Source organism: Candidatus Eisenbacteria bacterium, from assembly GCA_013140805.1.
Lineage (GTDB): Bacteria > Eisenbacteria > RBG-16-71-46 > RBG-16-71-46 > RBG-16-71-46 > JABFRW01.
On the sequence record JABFRW010000001.1, the window covers coordinates 13,798 to 35,813 of the forward strand.

The following is a 22,016-nucleotide window of genomic DNA, read 5'->3' on the forward strand; positions in this document are numbered from 1 at the left end:
TCGTGACCCGCATCACGCATGGAATCGTCGCGAATTCAGCCCTCGACCTGCGTGCACGCGCCGACCATCGCTCCGAGCTGACGAGTCAGTTGCTGTTTGGCGAAGTGGTGCGCCGTCTGGGCGCAGATCGCGGTGGCGAGTGGTGGCGAGTCGAAAGCGTCTCGGACGGCTATCGGGGCTGGGTTCGGGCATGGGGACTGGTCGGATGTGACGCCGCGCGAGCGGCCGACTGGAGACGCCGCGCGACCGCGCGGGTCAATCGACTCGAGACGTGGATTCGTGTCACGGCGCCCGAAATGGGCCCGGCCCGAGTGCGGGCATGGTGGAACTCTCGCCTCGCGCCGCTGGGCGGCCGGGGAGTTCAGCCGACCTTCGAACTGCCGGACGGCCGAGTCGGGACGGCACCGCGATCCGCGTTCGGGCCCGCGAGATCGCGGGTTCCGCGCTTCGGACCGCGCGTCGAGTCACTGAGGGGCGTCCCTTATCTGTGGGGGGGACGTACGCCAGCGGGGCTCGATTGCTCGGGGTTGACGCAACTGCTGTGGCTCGACTGGGGAGTCTCGCTCCCGCGCGACGCCCGCCAACAACTCGCGGCCTGTCGGCCGGTCGGGGGTGTTTCGCAGGCGAGGCCCGGGGACCTGTTGTTCTTTCGGCGTGGGTCGAGCCCGGTTTCGCATGTCGGTCTGTGGCTCGGGCGAGGCTGCTTCACGCATGCTCGCGGGACCGTGACGCTGGGCAGCCTTGAACGCTCTAACTCGTTCTACGATAAAAAGTTGGCAGACCAGTTCTTCGCGGTCGGCAGGTGCCTGGGCGAGGCCTGATTCGAGGCCTGGATCCACCACCGGGGGAATCCGGGGTGGGCACAATAGGATTTGACTTCGTCAGGGCGGATTCCTACCCTGCCGGCGGGCGTGTACTAGGGTCCTCCGAGTTTGGGGGTTTCTCTGGTGGACTTTTGGTGCTCCATCACACGGAAGAGATGGGGCTTTTGTCTTGCCCGATTTTCGAGATGGCTCGAAAGGAGGTGGGTCGCTCTCGGAAACCGCCTTGTAGCTTTCAGGCCACAGAAAATTGGCTTGGTCTGCATCGTGGCTTCACTCTGCTCTTGCTATCCCTGTCGCCAAGGAGGCTTTTCGAATGTTTAACCGCTTTAAGAAGGCCGTTGTCGTCCTGGCCGCGCTGGCGATTCTGCCGGCGGTTGCGAATGCTCAGACGTCTCGAATCGGTGGTATGGCGGTCCCGGGTGACTACGTGAAGGACTGGTCCGGGATCTACACCTACGTCAGCGAAGTCGGAAACGTCGGGAACCTGGTCTATGGCGAACTCGGTCACGTGGTCTCCCCGGGCTTCACGACTCCCGTCGACCGTGGTGTCGGCGCGGTGCTCGGAAACCTGTGGGACGGCCGCTACGGAACCTGGGCCATCCACATGCGGGAAGTCTCTCCCGCGCTGGGTCAGGGCATCCGGTTCTCGAACTTCAGCGACGCGAGCTCCAACCCGGGCCAGTTCGGTTTCGATCCGAACTTCAACGGCACCGAAGCGTTCGACGTCCAGTGGGGCCGCAAGTTCGGCACCACCTCGTTCGGTGTGCGCCTGAACAAGTCGTACGGCCAGTTCGAGGGTGATCTGTTCACGCTCGGCGGCGGTGCGACGACAAACCTCGAATTCGACGTGGACAATGCCGGTGACCCGAACTTCTTCCGCAACGTGTTCGGCCTCGGCGCCGGTGTCGGCTTCGACATGGGACCGAACTCGAACCTTCAGGTCAGCGGTCTGTGGCAGAGCCGTACGTTCGAGGTTTCGGACTCGACGGGCGTCACGAACTACGAGAACGACGGTTCGACGACGTACCAGCTGGCCGCCCGCTGGATGTGGCAGTGGCAGCCGAACGTGCTCGTCGTGCCGGTGATCAAGATCTACAACTTCGACCTGTCGACGAAGGGTGCCCTGCTGACGACCGAGACCAACACCCTGTCGGGCTGGTCTGCGGGTCTGGCGGGTAACTGGGTGTTGGGTTCGAACGACCTGTTCGTGCTCGGCGCCACGTTCGCGAGCAACAAGGTCGAGCAGGAGTCCGGAATCTTCGACGCCGGCTTCGGCAGCGGCGCGGACCCGGGAACGATTCAGGAGACGATCTACCCGCAGGTGTTCGCGGCGCTCGAGACGCACGTCAACAACTGGCTGACGCTGCGCTTCGGTGCGAACAAGGGCGTGTTCCGTGCCGTCGAAGTCGACGACTCGGCCACCCCGGCGAACTACACGGTTCATAACTCGCCGTTCTCGATGGCGCTGGGCGCTGGAGTCAAGGTCGGCAACCTGCAGCTCGACGGGGTGCTGAACGACAACTTCGCGCACAACGGCCTGTTCTTCTTCAGCGGTGTGAGCCAGGAAGCGGTGGCGAGCCGGATCACGGCGACCTACGCGTTCTAATCAATTCAGCCGTTCGCAGTGTGAGAGGGCCCGCTTCGGCGGGCCCTCTTTTTTGTCGACCGGACTCAAGTCAGGTTTGACAGGTCCGGGACGACGGACCTAACTTTTCGGTAGCCGACATCCCCTGGTGCTCCAGACCAACGGACGGGGTCCCCTGGCCAGATCGAGGGGGGACGGAGGAGACCAGAAAATGCACTGAGATCTGAACCGAGTCTCCCTTCCCACTGGGACCGGCAGTCCTGATGTCGTCGCTATGATCTCGTTCGCCTCGCGAACGCCGAAAGGAGATCCGCCCATGCTCCGTCGAGCTCCCTGGGCTGCATCGCTCGCTCTTCTACTGGCCCTGTGGCCAGCCCTCGCCCCGCCAATCCACGCCGGCACGACCGGCAAGCTGACCGGTCACGCGCGAAACGAGAAGAAGGAGATCCTGGCGGGTGTGAACATCCGCGTCGAAGGACAGCGGCTCGGTGCGGTGACGGACGAGAACGGGGCGTTCACGATCATCGGAATCCCCGCCGGAACCTACGTTGTGAAGGCGAATCTGCTCGGCTACGCGCCGTATTCGGCGCAGGGCGTCGACATCACGCCGGACTTCACCACCACTCTCGAGCTCGCACTCAGGTCCGAGGCGGTTCAGATGGACGAGGTGCGCGTGGATGCCGAGCGTCCGCTGCTTCAGAAAGACGCCACCAGCACCACCCGCGTGATCACGGCGGAGCAGATCAGCCGCCTGCCGACCCGTGGCTACAAGGAAGCGGCGGCGCAGCAGTCGGGAATCGTCAATTTCCAGCGCCAGATCGACACCGAGAGCGGCAACGGCAGCACCCTGATCATCCGGGGCGGGCGTCCGAATGAGACCGCATTCTTCGTCGACGGCTTCTCGCAGCAGGATCCGCTGACCGGCAATGCCACGACCAGCATCAACAACAACGCGATTCAGGAAGTCGTGGTCTTGAACGGCGGCTTCAGCGCGGAGTACGGTCGCATCATGTCCGGCGTCGTGAACGTCATCACGCGCGAAGGCTCCGACCACTACGGTGGCAGCCTCGAGGTCGTCACCGACAACTTCGGAGGATTCGGCAACGACGTGCTGGGCGCCAAGGTCTACGACTACAACAACTACGACGGCAGCTTCGGCGGTCCGATCATCCCGGGTCGCGACCTGGGCTCGTTCTACTACAGCGGCCAGCGCCGCTGGCAGGGTGACCGCGCACCGCGCAGCAACTTCGAAGCGCCGCTTCCGGTCAATTCGCTGAGCGGGTGGAGCCATCAGGCGAAGCTCGCTTTCCCGCTCGGCTCGCAGATGGGACTGCGATTCGGCGGCCTGTTTTCGAGCGACGACTGGCGCGAGTTCCTGAATACTTACCGCTTCAACCTTGCGCATTCGCCGCGCTACGAGGACATCAACAAGTCGGTGACCGGACAGTTCAATCACACCCTGTCCTCGAAGTCGTTCTACACCGTTGGGATGAATTGGTTCTTCACCGAACGCAAGCGCGGTGACGGCGTGTACTTCGATCAGATCGAGCGCTACGGCGAGTTCCCGCAGGCCGATCTGAACACGAACATTCCATGGTTCTGGCCCGGCTTCTCGGGCGCTCCGGGCGATCCGCTCGGCGACGCGCTTCGTGACGCCGCGATCGCGGCCGGTGGCAGCGGCCATGTTTTCGACGACTACCTGCGTCGGCAGTCGCAGTACTGGGGCGCCAAGGCGGACTACACCACTCAGTGGAATCCGTATCACCAGTTCAAGACGGGTGCGCAGTTCGACCAGCACACGTTGCGGTTCTTCAACGCGTTCTTCCCGGTCAACTTCGCGATCAACACCGTCGACATCAACCGCTACGGCTTCAGCGAGAACGGTCGTGACGCGGTGGACGGTGGGCTGGACGGACCGCGGCAGCCGGTCACGGCGTCGTACTACCTGCAGGACAAGTACGAGCGTTCGGGCGTCGTCGTGAATGCCGGCATTCGTTACGACTACATCAACGTCGACACCGAGGCGCTCGCCAGCGAGGAGCTGCCGCTGGGTCTGGATGGATCGCTCGATGACGACGATCTCCAGTCCAACAAGACCTACAACCGGCTGAGCCCGCGACTCGGCATCGGATTCCCGGTCACCGACCGCACGGTGCTGCACGTCAACTACGGGCAGTTCTTCCAGCAGCCGAACCTGCAGGATCTGTACGTGTCGTACCGCTTCCTCGAGCACAAGATCCAGACCGGTGGCTACTTCGTCGGCTTCGGCAACCCGAATCTGAAGCCCGAGCAGACCACCGCCTACGAGGTGGGGATCGCGCATCAGATCAACGAGTTCTCGAAGTTCGACATCACCGCCTACTACAAGGACGTCAAGGACCTGGTGCAGATCGCGACGATCGCGTCGTTCCCGAACAACTTCTCGTCGTATCGCAACAAGGACTTCGCGACCATCAAGGGCGTCGACCTGGGCTACACGATGCGGCGGGTGAATCACGTCGCCACGAACATCGCCTACAGCCTGTCGTTCGCGCTCGGAACCGGATCGGTCTCGAACACGCAGCGCAACATCGCGTGGACCGCGGGCGATCCTCCCAAGCAGACGGCGCCGCTCGACTTCGACCAGCGACACAAGTTCTCGGTCAACCTCGACTACGCGCTCGCCAAGGGCGAGGGGCTCAAGTGGGGCGCCTCCACTCCGTTCGAGAACGTCAACGTCAACGTGCTCTACAACGTCGCGAGCGGCACGCCGTACACGCCGACGATCCTGTACGACGAGGTCACGCTGGCGGCGGTGTCGTCTCAGCCGGTCGGCCCGCTCAACTCTCGCTACGGGCCGTGGACTCAGTCGGTCGACTTCAAGGCCAACAAGGGCTTCCGGTGGAGCGGACTCGACATGAGCGCATACCTCTGGATGCTGAATGCATTCGATACCGAAAACTCGATCACGGTCTACACCTCGACCGGCTCGCCATTCACCACCAACTACCTCAACACCCCCGCCGGTCGCGAAGCCGCAGCTGCGCTGCGCGATCAGGGCATCGATCCCGCGGCGGCCTACGGCCTCGCGCTCCAGAATCAGGCGTTGTTCAGCAATCCGCGGACGGTCCGATTCGGCCTTCGCGTGGGGTTCTGATCCATGCGTCCGACACGAGGTCATACCGGGAGGAACTCCATGCGATTCGTTCGCATGATCGCCGCACTGTCCGTCGCCGCCGCGTGCATCCACGCGGCGGCCTCGGCCGCTCCGCAGAGCGGCCGACGTCCGCGGCCGGCCAGCCCGCAGGTGGTCGACAACTCGCAGACGCTCGACATCAACAACATCTCCATGTTCGTGACCAACACGGGCTCGTTCGCCTACGACAAGGGCACCGGTAACTCGGGGCTCGAATTCCCGAAGGGCACCGGCAAGACCGCAGTCTTCGCGGCGGGTCTGTGGATCGGCGGGAAGGTCCTGGGTGTGACGCGTATGGCGGTCTCGGAATACTCGGACGAGTTCACGCCGGGCGCCGCACTCGGCGGAGTCGCCGCCGATCCCGATCGCGCCGACTTCAAGGTCTACAAGCTCAACCGTACGTATACGCTCACCGCGGATCGCGACGCGGCGCTCGCCGACTACGAGGCCGGGGCCGAGGTCTGGGGAGCTCCGAACGTGTCCGTGCTGCCCGACGGTTCACTCGACATCCTGGGTGACCAGATGGCGTGGGCGGTCTACAACGACTTCGATCCCACCGCACACACCAACCGCGCCGGCACCACCGCGCCGCTCGGCATCGAGATCAAGCAGACCTCGTTCGCGTTCAATCGCCAGGGTGCGCTCGGGAACGTCGTTTTCCTCAAGTACAACATCATCAATCGCGGCACCAACAACCTCACGAACATGTTCGTTTCGCAGTGGTCGGATCCGGATCTCGGCGGAGCCGCAGACGACCTGGTCGCCAGCGATACGACGCTCGACCTGGGTTACGTCTACAACGCGACCAACAACGACGAGCAGTACGGCGGGCAGCCGCCCGCAGTCGGCTACGACTTTTTCCTGGGGCCGACGGTCGGCGGCACGCCGCTCGGTCTGTCGTCATTCAACAAGTACATCAACGGTACCGACCCGAACACCGCCGAGAAGTCCTACAACTACATGCAGGGTCTGAACGCGGACGGCAGCCCGGTGATCAATCCGGTCACGGGGCTCGTCACCAAGTATCAGGTGAGCGGAGATCCGGTCACCGGAAACGGCTGGCTCGACACCAATCCCGCGGATCGCCGACTGATGCTCTCCAGCGGACCGTTCACGCTCGCTCCCGGAGACAGCCAGGAAGTGGTGTGCGCGATCATCGTCGGCCAGAGCAAGAATCGGCTCGCGAGCATTTCGCTCATGAAGTTCTACGACACGTTCGCGCAGTCGGCGTTCAATGCAGATTTCGATCTGCCTTCGCCGCCACTCTCGCCGACCGTCACGGCCACTCCACTCGACGGAGGAGTGCGGCTGTCATGGGAGACGAACGCCGAGTCGTACAACGCTGCGCCGTACAACTTTGAGGGCTACGTCGTCTACCAGGGCGCCTCGATCGCGGGACCGTTCACGCGGCTCGCGACCTACGATCTGGCCAACGGCATCACCACGGTGCTGGATCCCGACTTCAACGAGGATCAGGGCCTGATCCTGCCGCAGGGCAAGGCGTTCGGTCAGGATGCCGGACTGCGCTACTCGATCGAGCTGGATGAGGACGCCGTTCGGGGCGGGCCGCTCGCGAACGCGCAGCGGTACTACTACACGGTGAATGCCTACGGCGTCGGTCTCGGCCAGTTCCCGCAGGTGCTGGAGTCGGCGAACAATGTGATCACGGTGATTCCGCAGACGCCGCCGGCCGGGGTCGACATCGCGAGCGCCGGCGTGGTCGGATTCACGCAGTCGCAGCGAACTCCCGGACCGGATCCGAGCACCGATGTCGTGGTGATCGACGTGGTGGATCCGCTGGTCGCGATCGATGCGAACTGGGTGCTGGGCTTCAAGCCGGCCTGCGCCTCGTGCGACAGCCTCGTCTGGTACCTGGTCAGGACGGTCGGGGCCGCAGTCGACACCGTGATCAACAACGCAACCAACTTCGGTGGCGGCGACACCAATCCGATCATCAACGGGATCCGTCCGAGCGTGCTGAGCTTCCCGCTCGGCGAACTCGCGAACATCGCCTACGTCGACACGGCGGGCGGCTCACCCGCTGCTCTCGGCGGGGCGGCCGGTCGAGGCCTGCACTTCTTCGACGGTGCGGGTGACTACGGTGCGAACTATCCGGGATCGTCGATGCCCGCGGGCGGCTCGTATCACACCTGCATGATTCGCTTCGGCCCGCCCGGACAGCTCGCGTATCAATACATCCGTGGCGACGTCGGCGACCTCTACACCGCATTCGTGCCGATTCCGTTCACGGCGTGGGATCTCGAGCTCAATCAGCAGATCAACGTCGCGTTCCGAGAGAGCGACGGCGCCGAGGACGGGACCTGGAACCCGACATCGGCGAGCAACGGCGGCGCCGAGCCGGTGTGGCTGCTGGGATCCGCGTACACGGGCGTCGAGGATCCTGCTTATTCGCTCGCTCCGATGAACGACATGCTGTCCGCAGAAGTCGACCTCCGCTATCACATCTACCCGCGCCTGACGAGTGCATCCGCCGTCGCCGATCCGGGCGACAAGGTCATGTTCTCGGCCAGCACGCCCTCGACGACGAACGACTACTTCACGTTCTCGACCGAAGCGGCAGATCGCATGAACACGTCGCTCGCGCAGCAGGAGATGACTCGAATCAAGGCGGTGCCGAATCCGTATTTCACGCATTCGAGCTACGAGACGAGCCAGTTCAATCGCGAACTCAAGTTCACGCACCTGCCGGCGAGCTGCACCCTCCGCATCTACAACCTGGCGGGAGATCTGGTCCGAACGCTGCAGAAGAACGACGCGACGTCGCAGCTGACCTGGAACCTCGAGACCAATCGCGGCCTGCCAGTCGGCAGTGGGATCTACGTTTTCCACGTCGATGCGCCCGGAATCGGGTCCCACGTGGGCAAGGTGGCGGTCTTCATGGAGAAGGAGCGCCTGAACAACTTCTGAGCGGGCGAAACGAACCATGAACCGACCCCTTTGCGAACGAGAGGAGACTTCCGTGATGAAGGCGAATCGAACCATCGCGCTCGCTGCGGTGCTGCTGGCGCTCGGCGCCGGTGCTGCATGGGCGGGATCCGAGAATCGAGTGGGAACCGGCGGACTTCACGAACTGCGACTTCCGGTCGGAGCGCGCTCGACGGCGCTCGCGGGTGCGGATATCGGAAGCGTTTCCGGAGCCGAGGCGTTGTTCTACAACCCCTCGGGCATCGCCGGGACCGACCGCGGGACCGAGCTGATGTTCAGCAACACCTCGTACATTGCCGGCACCGACGTGAATTTCGTCGGCGTGACGCAGAGCCTCGGTGACCTTGGCATGATCGGAATCAGTGCAAAGGTCTTCAGCGTCGGAGAGATCGAGCGCACCACCGAGACGAGCCCCGACGGAACCGGCGAGTTCTTCTCGCCGACCACGACCGTGATCGGGCTCGGCTACGGCAAGCGCATGACCGATCGGGTGAATTTCGGAGGCGCGTTCTACTTCGCGTCCGAACGCATCCTGCAGGAGACCGCGTCGGGCGTTTCGTTCGACTTCGGCTTCCAGTACGACACCGGATACCGCGGGCTCAAGCTCGGCATGGCGATGAAGAATTTCGGGCCCAACTCGGAGTTCTCAGGCGCCGATTTCGAGCGCAACATCCGCTACGACGAGGACGACCCGCAGTCCGGCAATCGCACCGTGACGAACAACTCGTCGCTGTTCGAACTGCCGTCGCTGTTCCAACTCGGACTCTCGATGCCGCTGGTTCAGGGGCCCACGAACCTGAACGCGCACGCCCTGTTCCAGAGCAATAGCTTCGGACGGGACGAGGGGCGCTTCGGCATGGAGCTGGCGGTGCGCAACCTGGCTGCGCTGCGCGCCGGATACGTCTACAACGGCGACGATGAATCGCTGTTCGGGCTGTCGTACGGCGTCGGAGTGAACGTGCCGCTCGGCAGTACCCGGTTGGCGATCGACTATGCCGGACAGACGATCAACGACGGGATCTTCGACGACATCCAGCACGTCGCGGTGAGCCTGCTGTTCTGATCGAGGACCGAAGTCTCGGGCCCGTGGAGCGGTCGCTCCGCGGGCCCGTTCGTACGAACGGCCCGGCCCCTGAGTCAGGGACCGGGCCGTCGACTTGCCACTCGAGGGCGACGTCGCGCTACGCGTACACCCCGCGCAGCATGATGACCTTGACCACGCGCTCGATGGCGACGAGGAACGCGGCCATGCGCAGCGAGACCTTCTGCTCGACCGACTTGGCGAGCACTCCGTTGAACGCGTCGACCATGTACTGCTCGAGGCGTGAGTTCACCTCGGCTTCGGTCCAGTAGAAGCCCATGCGGTTCTGGACCCACTCGAAGTAACTCACCGTGACGCCGCCCGAATTGCACAGGATATCGGGAATCACCTGCACGCCATTGCGCTCGAGAATCGTGTCGGCATCGGGTGTCGTCGGGCCGTTCGCGCCTTCCGCGACGATGCGAGCCTTCACGCGGCCCGCGTTCTCCGCCGTGATCTGGTTCTCGAGCGCGGCGGGGATCAGGATGTCGCAGTCGTACTCGATGATCGATCTGTCCAGCGGCTTGCTGCCCGGGAAGCCCTTGACGCCGCGATGATCCGCGACCCACTTGATCAACGCCGGAATGTCGAGCCCGTCGGGGTTGTGGATCGCGCCGGTGACGTCGGAAACCGCGAGGATGCGAGCACCCTGCTTGGCGAGCAGATCCGCGGAAACCGAGCCCACATTGCCGAAGCCCTGCACCGCGACGCGCACGCCCTGCAGCGAAACGTTCAGGTGCTTGCACAGCTCCCGCACGCACAGCATCACGCCGCGCCCGGTCGCCTCGCGCCGGCCCAGCGAGCCACCGACTTCGATCGGCTTGCCGGTCACGACCGCGTACTCGGTGCGGCGCTCGTGCATGGAGTAGGTGTCGACGATCCACGCCATCACCTGCTCATTGGTGTTCACGTCCGGCGCCGGAATGTCGCTCTCGGGGCCGAACAGGTCGGAGAGATCCGCAGCGTAGCGGCGCGTGAGGCGTTCGATCTCGCCCTTCGACATCTTGGACGGATCGCACTGCACGCCGCCCTTGCCGCCGCCGTACGGAATGTTCACCACCGCGCACTTCCAGGTCATCCACGCCGCCAGCGCTTCGACTTCCTCGAGCGTCACGTCGGGGTGGTAACGGATTCCGCCCTTGGCCGGGCCGCGCACGATCGAGTGCTGGACGCGGTAACCGGTGAAGACCTTGATGTTGCCATCGTCCATCTGGACCGGCAGCGAGACGATCGTGGCGCGACGCGGCTTCTTCAGCAGCTCGCGGATGCCTTCGGGCAGATTGAGCCTCGCGGCCGCCTCGTCGAACTGACGCTCGGCGTTCGCGAGCGGGTTGAGTTCCTTCTGCTGATTGGTGTTTTGAACTGCCATGGGTTCCTCCGGCGGATGCACGGCCGCGCCGAACGGGGGGCAAGGTGGGTGGCGCCGGGTCGCCCGGCAGAAACATCCCTGAAACGGCGCGCAGTATAGCCGCGCGGAGCGGCCCACGCGACCCGGCGCGACGCGGCGAGCGCTAGCGGTAGAACCGCTTGAGCAGGCCCCAGGTCGCGTTGTAGACGTCGGCCCGACCACGCCTCGCCGGTAACTCCGCAACCGAGAGGGTGGCGCCCGGCGTCGCGATCGGGTCCGCGCGGGTGGCCGAGCTCGCGGACGCCATGAGGGAGGAGGGCGTGGTCTGGTCTTCCCATCGGTTGATGTACCAGCGGCTCGCACTCGGCTCGAGGCCGAGGCCCTCGGGAATCCTGGCGGAGTCACCGCGCACGAGATAGAACAGCGCCTGTCCGGAGACATTCGTCTGAACGCCGTCGACGTCGGTGATGTTGAGCGTGACCGAGGTGCGGATCGACACGAAGTGCTCGAGGTCGGGATTCAGCGGATCGCGACGCGAGTCGGGAAAAGTCTGAAACGTGTTGTCGAGCACCAGCGTGATCGAGGACGCCGGCTGGAGTCCGTCGCCGCCCTGGAACAGGTGGCGCGAGTACTCGTTCTCGTCGCCATAGGTCCACGGCACCGCGGTATAAGCGCGCCCGGCCGTGTCGTTGGCCGCGAAGACGAAGCGGTAGTCCTCGGTGAAGAGCTTTCGGTAGACCTCGTAGTCGCGCTGGTTGTAGGCCCATGCGAACAATTTGAGCAGGCCCTCGGGGGTGCTCGGCTCCGGCGGCTTCTCGGACCGGGCGCGCCCCAGGATCAGCGGTGAGAACGGGTTGAAGCAGCCCGGCACCATGAACAGCGCGAGCCCCAGTGCCGCCAGGACGACGAGCCGTCGAATCGGCGATGGCGAGCGTGTGGCCGAGCGCTTCATCAGAACTCCAATCGGCGGCGGCCCAGTGTGACCGGCGTCAGGGTGGGGTCCAGCTCCGGTTCGGGATCGACCCGATCACTCCAGCGCGTGATCTTCCAGTCCGAGTTCGCGAGCTGAGTGATCGTCAGGTCGGCGAAGCCCTTGGCGACCAGATACGCGACATTTCCGGCCTGATCCACCGCGACGATTCGATAGCGTTGATGGTACACGAAGAATCCGTTGCCCTCTTCGCGAGGGTTTCCGTCCTCGGGCGTCCAGGTCATCACGTAGTTCTCGGGCCGAAGGCTGATCAGCGAACGTGCTCCGTTCGCGAAGAAGTCACGTTCGTCCGAGGCCTGCCAGTCGCTCGGCACCGACCGCCCTTCCAGCACCCACTGGTTCGCATCGGTGAGCGAAAAGAACTGATGGAACTCGGGCGTGGTGGTGATGGTCGACTCCGCGAATGCGAGGGCGTAAGCGGTCGGCCCACCCCGCAGCGCCTTCGCCTCGACCGCCAGGCGCACGGTCTCGAGCGTCCGGTCGGGATCCGTGAAGTCGGGCACGATCGGAACGGCGCCGGAGGGCGGAAGCGGCGGTTCGTCGGGCTCGAAAAAGTCGCACCCTGTCGCGAGCGGCAGGGCGACCAGCAACGCGATCATCCAGCCGTGACGGCGCCTCATAGCTCCCACGTGAATTGGAAGTTTGCGTTCCAGCGATCGTCGCCCGATCGCACCGATTCGCCCGGCACTCCGGCCGTGAAGCCGATGTCGCGGTTCCCGCTGTATTGACGAACGATGCTACCCGTGAGGCGTCCGTGAGTTCCGACCGGCGTGTTGAGCACCAGGCTGCCCGAAAAGGTCAGATTCTCGTTACGCCTCTGCGGCACGACCACGCCATTGAGCGTGCCTTCGCGCGCCGTCCAGCCGTAGCGGGGCTCGACCGTGAAGGAGACTCGCGGGGTCGGGTTGTAGGAGCTCCGGATCAGGATCGCGTAGTTCTGCTGTTCGTCGGAGGGGCGGAAGTACGACAGCCCGTCGTCGGCATTGAACACGTAGCCGCCGCTCGGCTGGATGCGCGCGGTGTGGGTCAGGTCCATGGAGAAGCGCGGCGTGAGCGCGGCATTCAGGGTCGAGGTGTTGTTGTACTCGAGGACCAGGCGATTGCCGGCTTCGTTGAACGGATAGGAGGGATAGTTGGCTGACAGCACGTTGCTTTGAGTGGCGGTGAGGCCGGTGATCAGGCGATACGTCCAGTTCCAGCTGGCGCGGTAGGTACGCGTGAGCGAGTTCGACGACACCGAGGAGCTGGCCAGATTGACGAGGCGGGAGCGTGAGACGTCGAGCCCGGTCGCGGTCGTGAAGTCGCGCGAGAAGGTGTAGGACGCATCGACGCGATACGACTGCGCCGCCTGGTCGCGCGGCACCGGCAGACTGGTGTAGCGCCCGAGGCTGTAGTAGCGCGAGCGGTCGAGGCTGATGCGGCCGGTGAGTTTCGTGTTGAGCCGTCCCCTCAGGAACGGTCGGCTCGCCGAGCCTTCGAGGCGTCGATTCTCGCGGTCCTCGCGATAGCCGCCCGAGTCGGTCACGGCGGGCTGATCGGTGAGGCCGGTTCCATAGCTGAAGCGCATCTCGATGGCGCTCGACAGCAGTCGCGAACGCAGCTCGGCGTCGATGCTCTTTCCGCGCCCGATCGAGCGGGCGTCGGCAGTGCCGAGCGGAACGTCCGAGTGACTGAGTGCTCCCGAGACCGTGATCCCGTGGTCATCGGAGAGCTGCGCGCGCACCGCCGCGGTTAGATCCGCGTTCGAGTTGACGCGCTCCCGCACCAGTCCGGTGTCGTTCGGTTCCTCGACCGCGAAGTTTCGCAGCGAGAGCGTGCTGGTGAAGTTCACCGGTGCATTCGAGAACAGCGCGATCGTGCTGCGCAGGTCCTTGCTCAGATCGCGCGTCTGCTGGCGCACCAGGGTGCGCGCCGGGAGCAGGCGCGCGAACGTGCTCTTGATCTGCCCGCTCCATTCGTTGAGCAACCAGTCCCCGCGCTCGATCGAGGCGGTGCCGTCGAGCTGGCCGTTGAATCCGCGCTTGATGAACTGTTGCCGATCCTCGCTGATGTACCCCGCCGACAGATTGAGATCGCTGCGAATGCCCGGGCGCGGCGCGAGTCGCGTGCGCAGCGAACTCTGGAACTCGTTGGTCTCGTCGTTGATCGGCCGCACCGCGGCCGGATCGTCGGTATCGAAACGCCCCAGCACGGCGCGGCCGCCGATCGAGGTGGTGGGAGAGAGCAGCCAGTCGAGCTGATTGGTGGCGCGACGTTCCTGCCGAATGGTCGTGAACCTCCCGCTGGTGTAGCGGGTGAGGCCGACCGAGGTGTTCTGCGTGAAGAACAGCGAGTTGCGAGCGAAGCGCGTGTCGAGCAGGTTGGTCCAGCCGTTCTGGGAGCGGCCCAGCGTGTAGCCGGTGGTGTACTGCATCTCGGTGATTTGCTCGCCGGAGTTCGCGAGCGGGTTGTAGCGCTCGCGCTCGAGCACCGCCCCGACGCTGTCGACGCGCACGCGCATGCTGTCCGCCATCTCGACCAGCCGGTAGGGCGGGAACCCGAAGCGGATGCTCAGCGCTCGCAGCGTGTCGGGCAGCAGCTCGAGGCTGTCGGCGAACTCGAACAGGCGCTCGAATCGCAATCCCAGCGTGTCGCGCAGCAGCGTGGTATCGGCAAACGCAAAGCGCGCGTCGGCGGCTTGCTGAGCACGACCGGGCAACACGGCCGAAGCCAGACCGCAGACGACCAGAGGGAGAATCGGAAGCGCGAGGCGTCGAATGGCGCTCATGCGTGGCGTCGAATACGGTGTCGCAAGGCGTGCGCAGTCTATCAGCCCGCTCGACCCGCGGCCACCCGAGTGGCCGCCTTGCGCCGCAAATGCCAACGGCACCCCGAGAACGGGGTGCCGAGGCTGCGTGCCTGGAGAGCCCTGGAGGCACACGCGACGCGTCGTCCGAGCACGGACTCGGGGCGACGGATGCACCCGATGAACCCGCAAGGAGCGGTCCAGTCGGGCGCCGATTCATGACGCGCTTCCCAAGCGCCGTCACGCCAACGCGCTACGTCGCGACGTCGACGCCACTGCCGGCGCGGTGCGGCGAGACGTCGCGTGGAACTGTCGGAACCTCCGACGCCGCGGTGTCCAGGCCCGCCTCATGTCCCGGTTTCTTGCGGCATGCGCGGCATGGTGTTAGCGTGGCCGGCCGATGCGAGGGAATGGACGCCCTTCGCGCTTCGACCTCCTCGACTCGACTCCCCATCGTCCTGACCACGCCCTAACGCGCAACGGACCGGAGAGGCAGGGATGTTTCTCGACAGCTTGATGGGGTTCTTCTCGACCGACGTCGCCATGGATCTGGGCACGGCGAATACCCTCGTGTACGTGCGCGGTCGCGGCATCGTGCTCAACGAACCTTCGGTGGTCGCAGTGGACAAGGCGACCGGAAAGGTTCTCGCCGTCGGCAGTGAGGCCAAGCTCATGCTGGGCCGAACCCCGGACGAGATCAGCGCGATCCGGCCCCTCAAAGACGGCGTGATCGCCGACTTCGAGGTCACCGAGGACCTGCTCCGCGAGTTCGTCCACAAGGTCCAGAAGCACAAGTTTCTGGTGCGGCCGCGCATCATCATCTGCGTTCCCTCGGGCATCACCGAGGTCGAGAAGCGGGCGGTGGTCGACTCGGCCGTGCGGGCGGGCTGTCGCGAACCGGTGCTGCTGGTTCCGGAGCCGATCGCGGCCGCGATCGGCGTCGGACTCCCGGTCGATACGCCGACCGGCAACATGGTGGTCGACATCGGCGGCGGCACCACCGAGATCGCCGTGATCGCGCTCAACGGCATCGTCACCAAGATGTCGATCCGCGTCGGTGGCGACGAGATGGACGAGGCGATCCAGAACTACGCCAAGAAGGCTTACAACATGCTGATCGGCGAGCAGACCGCCGAGCGCATCAAGATCGAGATCGGCTCCGCATTCCCGCTGCCGGAAGAAATGGACATGGAGATCAAGGGCCGTGACCTGGTGCGCGGCATCCCACGCACCCTGCGGGTCTCGAGCGTCGAAATTCGAGAGGCGCTGCAGGAACCGATCAGCAACATCGTCAACGCGCTCCGTGAATCACTCGAGCGCACGCCTCCGGAGTTGGCTGCCGATATCGTGGACCGGGGCATCTTCCTCACCGGCGGCGGCGCGTTGTTGCGCGGGCTCGATCTCCTGCTGCGCGAGGTGACGAACCTGAACATTCGCGTCGCGCAGGACCCGCTCACCTGCGTGGTGCTGGGGGCCGGCAAGATCCTCGAGAACCTCGAGGACTACGGGAAGGTCATCCTGGGCGGCCACCGGGACTGATCGAATGGCGGGCATCCTGCCCCCGACCGAGCGACGCACCCAGTGGTTGCTCGCGACCTACGTGCTCGTCTCGTTGCTGCTCCTGCTGGTCGGTGAGCGGCTGCCCCTCTCGGGTCTGCGGGGCGTCGGCGCGTGGCTGTTCTCGCCGCTCGATCGCGTGGTGCTGCTCGGAGATCGCGTCGCTTCGTCGTGGCGCGAGAACGAGGCGCTGCACATGCGGCTCACCCAGCTCGAGCTGGAGAACGCGCGCCTCAAGGACGCCGGGATCGAGAACCGCGAACTGCGCGAGGCGCTTCGCCTTCCCGTATCGGGCACGCCGACGCTGCGTCCCACCGAGTTGATCGCGCTGTCGGGCGAAGCGGTTCCGGCCAGTGCGACGCTCGCGGCCGGCGCTCGTCAGGGCGTTCACGTCGGCGACGTGGTGGTGACCCATGAGGGACTGGTGGGTCGTGTGATCGAATCGTGGAGCAACCTCTCGCGTGCCGCACTGCTGACCGATCCAAACGCGCCGGTCGCGGCCGAGGTCGAGAGCACCGGCGTGCTGGGAATCGTTCACTTCACCGGCGCGCCGGCGCCGCGCCTGCTGTTCACCGGCGTGCCGTTCACCGACACGGTGCGGATCGGACAGCGCGTGGTGACCTCTCAGTTGTCGAGACGCTTCCCGCGCGGCATTCGCGTCGGCGTGATCCGCCGCATCGGCATCGACCCGAGTGGGTTGATGCAGGAGATCGAGCTCACCCCGGCCGCGCGCATGACGCGCCTGCGTCACGTCTTCGTGACCGCGGCGCCGCCGGCGCTCGTGGCCGACGGCCCTCCTGTCTCGCCACCGGTCGCCCGACCGCGCCGCACCGCCGGGGAGACGGCTCGATGAGGGGGCTCGGGGGACTGCTGCTCGGGCTCGTCGTGGTGCTGTTGTTGCGCTCGACCGCGTTGTCGGCATTCGCCGCGCGCGGACTCGTGATCGACGTGCTGGTGTTCGCGGTGGTGGTCGATGCATTGCGCAATGGTCCGGCCCGCGGCTCGACGTTCGGCTTCCTGCTCGGCATCGCTGCAGATCTCGACGCCGCGCACTGGCTGGGCCGGCATGCGCTGGCCTTGACCTTGATCGGATACGTGGTGGGTCGCCTGTCGAGTACGCTGGTTCGCGACAGTCCGCGAACCCAGATGGTCCTGCTGCTGGTCGCGACCGGAGTGCATCAGTTCTGGAGCGCCGCTTTCGAGCTGTCGGATCGCGCCGCCTGGCCGTACGTGCTGTTCCGCACGCTGATCGGAACCGCGGTCACTGCCGTCCTCGGCACGCTGCTGCTGGGGATCGGGCGCAGACTTCTCGGAGGTTGGCTCTTCCATCATGCCCCGACCGCTGGCGACACGCTTCGATAGGGACGGCCGCCTCGGGGTGGTGGCCGCGATCGGATTCGCGGGCTTCACCGCGCTGACGATCGCGCTGCTGCGCCTTCAGGTGGTGGAGCACGACGAGTACCGGCGGCTCGCGCAGGAGAATCGCGTACGCCTCGAGGTGCTGCGCGCTCCGCGCGGCGCGATCTTCGATCGCAACGGCCTGCTGCTCGCCGACAATCGACCCAGCTTCAACATCGTGTTCAAGCCGTTCCCGGCCGAGAGCGTCGAGCGCGTCCGCACGGTGGTCGGCGGCGACTGGCTGGAGCGCGTGAGCGAGGCGGCCGGCGTCGACACCGGTCGGGTGCGTGCGCTGGTCCGGTTCGCGAACCGCAGCGGCCAGAGCGCGCTGATTCGTCGCGCAGCGCCGTTCCACGTGGTGGCGGCGGTCGAGGAGGGACGCGCCGACCTGCCGGGGCTCGAGGTGGTGATCGAACCCGCGCGCCACTATCCGAACGGCACGCTTGCCGCGCACCTGCTCGGATACGCCGGCCAGATCGGCGAGACCGAACTCGACTCGCTGTCGGATCAGGGCTACCGCAGCGGCGATCTGATCGGGCGCTCGGGCGTCGAGCGCAGCTTCGAGTCCTCGCTGCGCGGCCGCGACGGCGCCGAGTACGTGATCGTGAACGCGATGGGCAAGCGGGTCTCGACGCTCTCCGAAGGACCGCCGCAACCGCCCGAGCGTGGCCGCGACCTTCAGCTGACGCTCGACCTGAAGGTGCAGCGCGCGATGGAGGACGCGATGGCGAACGTCGAGCGCGGCGCGGCGGTGGCGCTCGATCCGCGCGACGGCAGCGTGCTCGCGATGGTGAGCCGGCCGACTTTCGATCCGAACGAATTCGCGAGCGGCATTTCGTTCGCGCGCTGGCGCGAGATGTCGGCCGGTGGGGCCTTCCCGCTGCTCAATCGCGCGATTCAGGGCGCCTATCCACCCGGCTCGACGTTCAAGATCGTCACCATGCTGGCGGCGCTCGAAGCCGGTGTTGCCGAACCCGGAACGCACTTCGCGCCGTGTCACGGAGGCATCGAGTTCGGCGGGCGCTGGTTCGGATGCTGGAACAAGCGCGGCCACGGCTCGCTCGATTTCGTCGGCGCGCTGCAGCACTCGTGCGATGTCTACTACTACCAGGTCGGACCCTCGCTGGGCCTCGAGCGCCTCGGCGCGATGGCGCGCGCGTTCGGGCTCGGCGATCGCACCGGCATCGACCTGCCGCAGGAGCGGCGCGGGCTGGTGCCGAATTCCGCGTGGTACGTGCGGCGGCTGGGCAAGGGCGGCGAGTCGAAGGGTGTGATGCTGAACCTCGCGATCGGGCAGGGCGAACTGCTGGTCTCGCCGCTGCAACTCGCGCTCATGGCGGCGCTCACTTCGACGCGCGGCCGCGCGGTTCGCCCCCACGTCGTCCGCCAGGTGGTGGGAGAGCCGGCGCTCAGCATCGCGAAACCGGTCGGCAGTGGCCCGGTGGGATCGGTGACTCACTGGGACGCGGTCCAACGCGGCCTCGAGCTGGTCGTCTCCTCCGGCACCGGCACCGCCGCACGCGTGACCGGGATCACGGTCGCCGGCAAGACCGGTACGGCGCAGAATCCGCACGGCGAGGACCACGCGCTGTTCGTGTGCTACGCACCGGCCGACCATCCCGAGATCGCGATGGCGTTCGTGATCGAGAACAGCGGACACGGCGGGAGTGTCGCGGCCCCGCTGGCGGGCTCGATCCTGCGGATGCTCTATGCACCCGACAGCGTGCGCGTCGGACCGCCGGCTCGCCCGTTGATCGTGGTGCCGGACTCGCTGCGGGGACTCGATGGCGACTAGTCGCTTCCGGCTGCCGCCGCTCGACATGCCGTTGCTGATCGCCGCACTCGGACTGCTCGCGATCGGAATCGCCACGGTCTACAGCGCCACGACCGTCCCCGGCATGCACGAAGGGCTGTGGACTCGCCAGCTGGTATGGCTCGCGGTCGCGTTGGTGGCGGCATGGCTCGCGGCCTCGGTGCACTATCGCGTCTACGATTCGCTCGCGTACCCGCTCTATGCGGTCGCGATCCTGATGCTGATCGCGGTCATGTTCGTCGGTACCAGCGCGATGGGTGCGAAGCGTTGGATCGAACTCGGGCCGATGCGCTTCCAGCCGTCGGAGATCGCCAAGATCGCGACCGCGTTCGTGCTGGCGCGCCGTTTCGACGACGCGCGCGTCGACCTGCGAAAGATCAAGCACTGGTTACCGCCGCTGCTCATCACCCTGATTCCATTCCTGCTCGTCGCCGAGGAGCCCGACCTCGGCACCTCGCTGGCGTTTCCGGTGATGCTGATCTTCACCTACTACTGGGCAGGCATGCCGGTCGGCAATCTGCTGCTCGGACTGTCGCCGGTGATGAACGTGGCGTTGTTCTTCCTGACCGGTTCGCTGTGGTGGTTCGCCGGGCTCTTCACCGGCCTGCTCGCGATCTTCCGTCCGCGACTCACCACGCTGGTGGTGCTGCTGCTCCTCAACGGGGCGGTGGCGATCACGGTGCCCCGCATGTGGGACAAGCTCCACGACTACCAGAAACGGCGCATCGAGACGTTTCTCAATCCCGGCAACGATCCGTACGGCGCGGGCTATCAGATCATTCAGTCCCGCATCGCGATCGGCTCGGGTGGCGCGATCGGCAAGGGCTACCTGCGCGGCACCCAGAAGGGTCTCGCGTTCCTGCCCATGCGACATACCGACTTCATCTTCTCGGTGGTCGGGGAGGAGTTCGGCCTGCTGGGCGCTTTGACGGTGGTGATACTGTACGCCGTCGTGATTCTGCGGGGGTTCTGGATCGCTCACGCTGCGCGCAACACCTTCGCGAGCATGATGGCGATCGGCATGACCGCCGCGTTGTTCTACCACGTCATGGTGAACCTGCTCATGACCGTGGGCTGGGCGCCGGTGACGGGGCTGCCGTTGCCGCTGCTGTCGTACGGCGGCACGGCGCTGATCGTGAACTGCGTCCAGCTCGGCCTGCTGCAAAACGTCGCGCTGCGGCGCCAGGAGTACTGATGTATCCCGAGATCCTGCACTGGGGACCGCTTCACATTCGCAGCTACGGCCTGATGCTGGCGATCGCATTTCTGGTCGGCACGGGTCTGGCGCTGCGCGAGGCGAAGCGTCGAGGACTCGACGAGGACCGCCTGGTCTCGGTGATCCTGGTGGTGCTGATCGCCTCGGTGCTCGGCGCGCGGGCGCTCTACGTGATGGAACACATCGGCGAGTTCCGTCGCGAGTGGACCAGCATGTTCGCGTTGTGGCAGGGCGGGCTCACGCTCTACGGCGGCATCGTGGCAGGAGCGGTCGCCGGGTTGGTGGCGGCGCGGCGCTTCGGGCTCCCGATGTGGACGGTGGCGGACGTGCTCACGCCCGGACTGGCGCTCGGCACCGCGATCGGTCGCGTCGGATGCTATCTGAACGGATGCTGTTACGGGCGCCCGACGTTGCTGCCGTGGGGCGTCAAGTTCCCGCCCGATTCGTTCGCCGGTCTCGAGTTCGGCAACGCGCTGCTGCATCCCTCTCAGCTCTACTTCTCGGTGGTCGGGCTGGTGCTGTTCGCGCTCGCATGGGGCTTGCGCCGTCGCTTCACGGTGCCGGGTACCTTGTTCTGGTCGTTCCTTCTCGTGTTCGGGCTGGCACGCGTGCCGCTCGATCTGACGCGCGCCTACGAGAAGGACGCGATCGTGCTCCCGATGGGCGCGACCGGGGTGACCGAGAGTCAGGTCATGAGCGTCGCGCTCGCACTGTTCGCGGTGCTGATGCTGGTGCGACTGCGACGTGGCGCCGCGGCGCAGCCGTGAGCGCCCACGATCCTCGCCCGCGGGGCTGGGATCTGGCGGTGCTCGGCGATCCGCTCGCGTACACGCTGTCCCCGCTGCTCTACGCGGTGGGGCACCGCCTGCTCGGAGCGAGCGGAAGCGCCGACGCGCTCCGAACGCCAACCGCGGCGCTGGCGGCGAGACTTTCGGAACTTCGTGATCGGGGATATCGCGGCGCCAACATCACGCACCCGCTCAAGCAGGCTGCGCTCGGGTGGGTGGATCGAGCCAGTGAGCGTGCCCGACGGTCGCGCTCCGTGAACACGGTGGGCTTCGAAGCGGACCACACCTGGGGCGATACGACCGACGGCGCGGGGTTCCTCGACTGGCTCGTGGCGCTCGGTCGCGTCGTCGCTCGCGAACGAGTGGTGGTGCTGGGGGCGGGTGGGGCCGCGCGCAGCGTGGCGCTTGCACTCGCCGAGGCGCAGGTCGGCGGGCTCCAGATCGCGGCGCGGCGTCCCGATGAGCTCGTCGCCGAGTGGTCGGACATTCCCTCGGCACGGCTGGTGAAG

At 65.9% G+C, this 22,016-nt stretch carries 16 protein-coding genes; 12 read left to right on the plus strand and 4 right to left on the minus strand.

The window, feature by feature from the left end; all coding sequences use genetic code 11:
• Positions 1–2: 2 nt before the first annotated feature.
• From HOP12_00045 to HOP12_00065, 5 genes are all read left to right on the plus strand, one after another.
• Positions 3–821 carry a C40 family peptidase gene (locus HOP12_00045; GenBank protein NOT32543.1) on the plus strand — a complete coding sequence of 273 codons (819 nt, stop codon included), beginning with the start codon at positions 3–5 and terminating at the stop codon, positions 819–821.
• A gap of 316 nt (positions 822–1,137) precedes the next feature.
• On the plus strand, positions 1,138–2,430 hold the full coding sequence (locus tag HOP12_00050) for a hypothetical protein (GenBank protein NOT32544.1): 1,293 nt from the start codon (positions 1,138–1,140) through the stop codon (positions 2,428–2,430).
• A 295-nt stretch (positions 2,431–2,725) separates the two neighbouring features.
• The gene (locus tag HOP12_00055) at positions 2,726–5,545 is read left to right on the plus strand and encodes a TonB-dependent receptor (protein ID NOT32545.1); all 2,820 of its coding nucleotides are present in this window, start codon (positions 2,726–2,728) and stop codon (positions 5,543–5,545) included.
• Positions 5,546–5,584: 39 nt separating this feature from the next.
• Positions 5,585–8,512 carry a hypothetical protein gene (locus tag HOP12_00060; GenBank protein NOT32546.1) on the plus strand — a complete coding sequence of 976 codons (2,928 nt, stop codon included), beginning with the start codon at positions 5,585–5,587 and terminating at the stop codon, positions 8,510–8,512.
• Between the two features lie 55 nt (positions 8,513–8,567).
• Positions 8,568–9,593: a PorV/PorQ family protein gene (locus HOP12_00065; protein NOT32547.1), complete on the plus strand. Its 1,026-nt coding sequence runs from the start codon at positions 8,568–8,570 to the stop codon at positions 9,591–9,593.
• Between the two features lie 118 nt (positions 9,594–9,711).
• Here HOP12_00065 and HOP12_00070 read toward each other — a convergent pair whose 3' ends face one another.
• The 4 genes from HOP12_00070 to HOP12_00085 all read right to left on the minus strand — a co-directional run bounded on the left by HOP12_00070 (position 9,712) and on the right by HOP12_00085 (position 14,717).
• The gene (locus HOP12_00070) at positions 9,712–10,980 is read right to left on the minus strand and encodes a Glu/Leu/Phe/Val dehydrogenase (GenBank protein NOT32548.1); all 1,269 of its coding nucleotides are present in this window, start codon (positions 10,978–10,980) and stop codon (positions 9,712–9,714) included.
• Between the two features lie 142 nt (positions 10,981–11,122).
• Positions 11,123–11,911, minus strand: coding sequence for a hypothetical protein (locus tag HOP12_00075; protein NOT32549.1), 789 nt, complete (start codon positions 11,909–11,911; stop codon positions 11,123–11,125).
• Positions 11,911–12,570, minus strand: a complete 660-nt coding sequence (locus HOP12_00080) for a hypothetical protein (GenBank protein ID NOT32550.1) — start codon at positions 12,568–12,570, stop codon at positions 11,911–11,913. Before HOP12_00080 ends, HOP12_00075 begins: the two co-directional genes overlap by 1 nt.
• A complete protein-coding gene (locus HOP12_00085; protein NOT32551.1) occupies positions 12,567–14,717 on the minus strand; it encodes a hypothetical protein in 2,151 nt (716 codons plus the stop codon). Before HOP12_00085 ends, HOP12_00080 begins: the two co-directional genes overlap by 4 nt.
• 516 nt (positions 14,718–15,233) lie before the next feature.
• Here HOP12_00085 and HOP12_00090 point away from each other — a divergent pair.
• The 7 genes from HOP12_00090 to HOP12_00120 form a co-directional block, all read left to right on the plus strand.
• Entirely contained in the window at positions 15,234–16,274 is a 1,041-nt protein-coding gene (locus HOP12_00090; protein NOT32552.1) for a rod shape-determining protein, read from the plus strand.
• Positions 16,275–16,278: 4 nt separating this feature from the next.
• Positions 16,279–17,145: a rod shape-determining protein MreC gene (gene mreC / locus HOP12_00095; protein NOT32553.1), complete on the plus strand. Its 867-nt coding sequence runs from the start codon at positions 16,279–16,281 to the stop codon at positions 17,143–17,145.
• A complete protein-coding gene (gene mreD / locus HOP12_00100) occupies positions 17,142–17,654 on the plus strand; it encodes a rod shape-determining protein MreD (GenBank protein NOT32554.1) in 513 nt (170 codons plus the stop codon). The genes mreC and mreD overlap by 4 nt, the downstream gene beginning before the upstream one ends.
• A complete protein-coding gene (gene mrdA / locus HOP12_00105) occupies positions 17,623–19,485 on the plus strand; it encodes a penicillin-binding protein 2 (protein NOT32555.1) in 1,863 nt (620 codons plus the stop codon). The genes mreD and mrdA overlap by 32 nt, the downstream gene beginning before the upstream one ends.
• Positions 19,475–20,698, plus strand: coding sequence for a rod shape-determining protein RodA (gene rodA / locus HOP12_00110; protein NOT32556.1), 1,224 nt, complete (start codon positions 19,475–19,477; stop codon positions 20,696–20,698). The genes mrdA and rodA overlap by 11 nt, the downstream gene beginning before the upstream one ends.
• The gene (lgt, locus tag HOP12_00115; GenBank protein NOT32557.1) at positions 20,698–21,486 is read left to right on the plus strand and encodes a prolipoprotein diacylglyceryl transferase; all 789 of its coding nucleotides are present in this window, start codon (positions 20,698–20,700) and stop codon (positions 21,484–21,486) included. Before rodA ends, lgt begins: the two co-directional genes overlap by 1 nt.
• On the plus strand, positions 21,483–22,016 hold a 534-nt coding region (locus HOP12_00120), incomplete at its 3' end, for a hypothetical protein (GenBank protein NOT32558.1). The genes lgt and HOP12_00120, both read left to right, overlap by 4 nt.